We start from the raw sequence: 4,982 nt of genomic DNA, 5'->3' as shown, positions 1-4,982 counted from the left end.
CGGGTCGGACCCGCCGCTGTACTGTCCGTTCGAAGCCGATTGGTACGCCCGCAACAAGGGGTCGCCTGTCGATTTCTCGGCCGGCGAGGAACACGTCGTAACGATGGACGACTACCTCCCGGCGGCGACGGAGCGCGGGACCTGCCCGCACCGGGTCATGAGCGTCATGCTTTCTGAGGCCGACGTGATCGTCGGGAACTACAACCACCTGTTCGACCCGGGCTCTCGACCCCTGCTGTCGGACGTGCTCGACGACCAGACGCTCGTCATCGTCGACGAGGCCCACCGACTCGAAGAGCGCGTGCGGGACCTCCTGTCGGACCGCCTGGGTCGCCAGACCATCGTCCAGGCGCGCAACGACTGCACGACGCTCATCCAGCGCGCCCAGCAGAGCGCCGACCACAAGGCGCAGGTCCGCGAGGTACTGTCGGCCCGCGAGGTCCCGCTGGACGCAGTCGACCAGGCCCGGAAGTTCTACGATGACCTCGTGCGGTGGCTCGACGACCGCGTCGAGGCGTTTCTCGACGCCGAACACGAGGGGTGGCGTGCGGACCCGTCGACCCTGCCGGAGCACGACCGCGAAATCCCGCTGCGGGACCCCGACACGGTCGAGCAGGACGAACTGACCGAGTGGGCCGAGCGCAAGGGCTACGACGGGTCGCTCTGGCGCTCGCTGTCCCAGGTCGGGGCCGCCGTCGAGGACGCGATCGACCAGCTCGGGCTGACCCGCCAGCCGGTCTGTGCCGCCGTCGGCGTGCTGGCCGGGCAGTGGTGGGAGCGCGACCACGCGACGTTCCTCCGGGAGATCGAACTGGAGCACTCGCCCAATCACGGGCAGAGCCTCGACGCCGACTACCAGGCCGTGTACACGCCGGGCCTGCTGTGTTACAACTGCATGCCCGCGACGGCCCTGCGGAACTCTTCGACGACCTCGGGGGCGGTATCCTGATGAGCGCGACGCTGGAGCCGCTGGACGTGTTCACCCGCGTTTCCGGGCTGGACTCGATGGCCGAGACGGGGTCGACGGCCCCCGACGAGGATTCCGGCGACGGACGACCGGTCCGCACGACCACGTACGATCTGCCGTTCCCGTCCGAGAACCGGGCGTCGTATCTCGTCGATGCGACGCCGTTTACCGCGCGCAACCGCGGCGATCCCGAGACGATGCGGCCGCTCGGTGACAGCTGGAACCCGACGCGTGATGAGTACGCCCAGGCGCTGCGCGCGCTGGGTCGCTCACCCGGAAATGTGATGATAGCGATGCCGAACTATCGGGAAGCGCGCTGGGCCGGCGCATACCTGCAAGAAGCCGTCGAGAAGTCGGTCCTCGTGGACGAGTCATCGAGCAACGAGGAGACCGAACGGCTGAAACGCGAGTTCTTCAGCGGCGACGGGAAAGTCATGGTCACGTCGACGCGCGGGACGCTGACGGAGGGTGTCGACTACGACGGCGAGAAGCTATCGACCTGTGCCGTCGTGGGCATCCCGCTGGTGAATATCGGGTCGCCCCGCGTCCGGGGTGTCCAGCGAGCATACGGCGACGCCTTCGGCGAGGACAACGCCTTCGAGTACGCCCTGACAGTGCCGGCCGTGCGGCGCGCGCGCCAGGCCATCGGTCGCGTCATCCGCGGTGTCGACGAGGTCGGCGTGCGGGCGCTAGTCGGCCGCCGATACACGCCGGACGCGCGCCATTCGGTGTATCAGTACCTGCCCGCTGGCGAGCGCGAGGAGTTCACCCGGATGACACCCGATTTCCTCGCGAGCCAACTGGGTTCGTTCTGGGCCGACCACCAGTAGTGCCGCCTGTTGATTAACCGGAAGATTTCGTTGTCAGCGGAAAGCATTTACACCGTGGAACGAGTGTACCTATAGATGCCCGAGTGTCAGAACTGCGGCGAGTTCGTAACCGAGCAGTACGTACGGGTTTTTACACCAGAAGCCGTCGAAGGCCATGGCCCCCGGGTCTGTCCGAACTGCGAGGACAAACTCCGGGACGGCGCGGATGTCCGCGAAGCGCGTTCCTCGAGGCAGTAGGACAACTCCTTTTCGGGAAGTACTCAAGGCCGGACGAGCGTAGCTTCTGGCATGAGCGAACTCGACGTCGAGGCGGTCGACGACATCGACGCACCCGCGGGAATCGACGCGGCGGAGTACGTCCTCTACGGCGGGAAAGGCGGGGTCGGCAAGACGACGTGTGCCGCGGCCACCGCGCTGGCCTCCGCGCGCGACGACACGGCGACGCTCGTCGTCTCTACGGACCCCGCCCACTCCTTGTCGGACACGCTGGAGGCAGATATCCCGGCAACACCGACGCGCATCCGCGAGGACATCCCGCTGTACGCCGCAGAAATCGATCCGGAGGCCGCCGTCGGTGAAGGGCCGCTCGGCGTCGAAGAGGACGCACTCGGCGGCGTGGGCGAACTGCTCGGCGGCGACGGCATGTTCGGCGGTGGCGCAGGCGGCGCAGCAGGCGCAGGCCAGGGCGAGGACCCCATCGGTGGCGAGGAGGGACTCCTCGGCGGGTCGATGCCCGGGGCCGACGAAGCCGCGGCCCTTCGCCTCCTGCTGGATTACGTCGACGACGACCGCTTCGACCGCGTCGTCATCGACACCGCCCCGACCGGTCACACGCTCCGACTGCTGGAACTCCCCGAGACGATGGATTCGATGGTTGGGAAGATTCTGCAACTCCGCGAGCGATTTTCGGGGATGATGGACAACCTCACCGGCATGTTCGGCGACGATCAGGACGTCGACGCCGAGGCCGGCATCGAGGACCTGCAGGAGCTTTCGGACCGAATAGAGCACCTCCGGGGGATTCTACAGGACCCGCAAAAGACGGATTTCCGCATCGTGATGGTGCCCGAAGAACTCTCAGTCGTCGAGTCCGAGCGACTGCTCGCCCAGCTCGGCGAGTTCAACATTCCCGTCAGCACCGTCGTCGTCAACCGGGTGATGCAGGACCCGAGCGAAGTGCTCGGCGAGGACGTAGACATCGCCGGCCCGAACCACGCCGACTGCGAGTTCTGTGCCCGGCGCTGGCAGGTCCAGCAGGACGCGCTGGCCCGGTCACAGGACATGTTCCGCGGCCACGATGTGCGCCGCGTCCCGCTGTTCGCCGAGGAAGTGCGCGGCGAGCGGTTGCTGTCGGTTGTGGCGGCCTGTCTGGACTGAGACGGATTGGTGTATCGGGCGGCAGTCGTTGCTTAACTCGTCAGTTTCCGGATGACGCCAAAGGCCGCGTCGCGCCACCGCGCCGGCAGGTAATCGAGCATGAGAAGCAGTTGTGCGCCCTGACCGACGGGATACCGCGGCTCGGGGTCGCTGGCGCTGGCGGCGTCACGGATAGTCAGCGCGACCGTGCCGGGCGTGACCGACAGCGCGTCCTGGATGCCGACGAGGTTCGAATCCTCGTGGGCCTGGTACAGCCAGTCGTACGCGCCGGACTTGTCGAGCTCGTCGAGTTCTTCCTCGGCGCGGTCGTCGAAGTTGGTCTCCACCGGTCCGGGTTCGACGAGCACCACGTCGATGCCGAACTCCTCGACCTCCATCCGGAGCGCGTCGCTGAGCCCCTCCAGGGCGAACTTCGAAGCGGCGTAGCCACCCTGATTCGGGAACGCGATACGGCCTGCGACGCTGGAGACGTTGACGATGGTCCCGTTCTCCCGGGCACGCATGTGTGGGAGCGCTTCGCGGATGAGTCGGTGCGGGCCGTAGAGGTTCACGTCGAACTGCTCGTGCAGCGCCGCCGTCGACACGTCCTCGACTGCGCCGAACTGCGGGTAGCCGGCGTTGTTCACCAGGCAGTCGAGCCGTCCCTCGGCCTCGATGAGCGCCTCGACGACCCGCTCGCATTCGCGCGGGTTCGTCACGTCGAGTTCGGCAGTCTCACAGCCGTCTTCGCCGAGGTCTTCGATGTCCGATTCCTCGCGGGCGGTCGCCCAGACAGTCCAGTCGTCGGCCAGGAACGCCTCGGCACTCGCCCGCCCGATACCCGAGGACGCACCCGTAATCAGCACCGTCTTCGCCATGTGTTGGCCGGGAGAACACACCCCGGGAAGTTATACTGTCGGTTATTCGGACGGATTATTCACGGCTGCCTTTGCCTCGTCGGCGTAGCTGTCGGCCACCCGGGTCGGCTCGGGGAGCTTGTAGTCGTCGGCGGTGGCTTCGACGATGTCCGCCGCCGTACTTGCGCTGACGCGATGGCCGGGGCTGACGATAAGTGGATTGATATACCGGTTCGGCGAGTCGTACTGCCGCGTCTGGAGTGCGTGGCCGATGACCGTCCCGTCGGGACAGGTCTCGACGCTGTCGTCGGCTGCAATCGGAATCCGCGTCCCTTCCGGGTACGTCTCGTCGAGGGACTGCTCCGGCGCGCCACAGAGGAGGCTCTTGGCGACACCGACGGTCGGTACGTCCAGTGTGATGCCGATGTGTGTCGCCAGGCCGGCCTCCCGAAAGTGGATTCGACCGCTGCCGTCGACGAGTACCACGTCCGGGTCGGCCTCCAACTCCGCGAACGCGGCCAGGATTGCGCCGCCTTCGCGGAACGACAGCAGGCCGGGAATGTATGGAATCTCGGTTCGCTCGACGGCGCTGACCCGCTCGATGACCTCGCCGTTCCGTAGTACGACGATAGCCGAGACGGCTCTGTCGTCGACGAACGCCTGGTCGACGCCGGCGACGAGCGGCGGGTTCGTTGTGTCGTCGGTGCTGGCGCTCAGCGTCGTCTGGTCGTCGTCCGGTGCATCCCCAGCGGACGCGATGGCCGCTGGCGAGACATCCAGGTCGTCCTCGAACCGCGCGACCTCGGCAATGTCGCGTTGCAGCGCCTCCATCTCCGCCTGAGATAGCGACGGGTCGGGGATGAAATCGGGGCGAACTGGGTCCATCGTCACGGACGACGCCGGCCCGGACCGCCGGGACCGCCCGGGCCACCGGGGCCGCCTGGGCCGCCGCCACCGCCGAACTGAACTCTG

Annotated in this window: 4 protein-coding genes and 1 pseudogene; 3 read left to right on the top strand and 2 right to left on the bottom strand. The window is 67.1% G+C overall.

All coding sequences use genetic code 11. The annotated features are described in order from the left end of the window. From GJ630_RS19110 to GJ630_RS19105, 3 genes and pseudogenes are all read left to right on the top strand, one after another. Nucleotides 1–1,797 (top strand): annotated as a pseudogene (locus tag GJ630_RS19110) (ATP-dependent DNA helicase); the annotation flags it as partial. A 75-nt stretch (nucleotides 1,798–1,872) separates the two neighbouring features. Continuing rightward, the gene (locus tag GJ630_RS19730; RefSeq protein WP_004516852.1) at nucleotides 1,873–2,034 is read left to right on the top strand and encodes a hypothetical protein; all 162 of its coding nucleotides are present in this window, start codon (nucleotides 1,873–1,875) and stop codon (nucleotides 2,032–2,034) included. 51 nt (nucleotides 2,035–2,085) lie between these two features. Beyond that, nucleotides 2,086–3,174, top strand: a complete 1,089-nt coding sequence (locus GJ630_RS19105; RefSeq protein WP_064287971.1) for a TRC40/GET3/ArsA family transport-energizing ATPase — start codon at nucleotides 2,086–2,088, stop codon at nucleotides 3,172–3,174. A 32-nt stretch (nucleotides 3,175–3,206) separates the two neighbouring features. On the opposite strand, the gene GJ630_RS19100 is transcribed toward GJ630_RS19105, so the two are convergent. Continuing rightward, nucleotides 3,207–4,031, bottom strand: coding sequence for an SDR family oxidoreductase (locus GJ630_RS19100; protein WP_050037964.1), 825 nt, complete (start codon nucleotides 4,029–4,031; stop codon nucleotides 3,207–3,209). Between the two features lie 42 nt (nucleotides 4,032–4,073). Beyond that, on the bottom strand, nucleotides 4,074–4,895 hold the full coding sequence (locus GJ630_RS19095) for an endonuclease V (protein ID WP_191450737.1): 822 nt from the start codon (nucleotides 4,893–4,895) through the stop codon (nucleotides 4,074–4,076). Nucleotides 4,896–4,982: the final 87 nt, after the last annotated feature.

The sequence above is a fragment of the Haloarcula sp. CBA1122 genome (assembly GCF_009741785.1).
Classification (GTDB): Archaea; Halobacteriota; Halobacteria; order Halobacteriales; family Haloarculaceae; genus Haloarcula; species Haloarcula hispanica.
The sequence above is the reverse complement of the archived record's forward strand: the minus strand, read 5'-3'. Positions and strand labels throughout refer to the sequence as shown.

Bases quoted from the DNA above. Each gene is read 5' to 3' on its own strand.
- GJ630_RS19730 (WP_004516852.1), top strand. From the start codon at position 1,873: ATGCCCGAGTGTCAGAACTGCGGCGAGTTCGTAACCGAGCAGTACGTA.
- GJ630_RS19105 (WP_064287971.1), top strand. From the start codon at position 2,086: ATGAGCGAACTCGACGTCGAGGCGGTCGACGACATCGACGCACCCGCG.
- GJ630_RS19100 (WP_050037964.1), bottom strand. From the start codon at position 4,031: ATGGCGAAGACGGTGCTGATTACGGGTGCGTCCTCGGGTATCGGGCGG.
- GJ630_RS19095 (WP_191450737.1), bottom strand. From the start codon at position 4,895: ATGGACCCAGTTCGCCCCGATTTCATCCCCGACCCGTCGCTATCTCAG.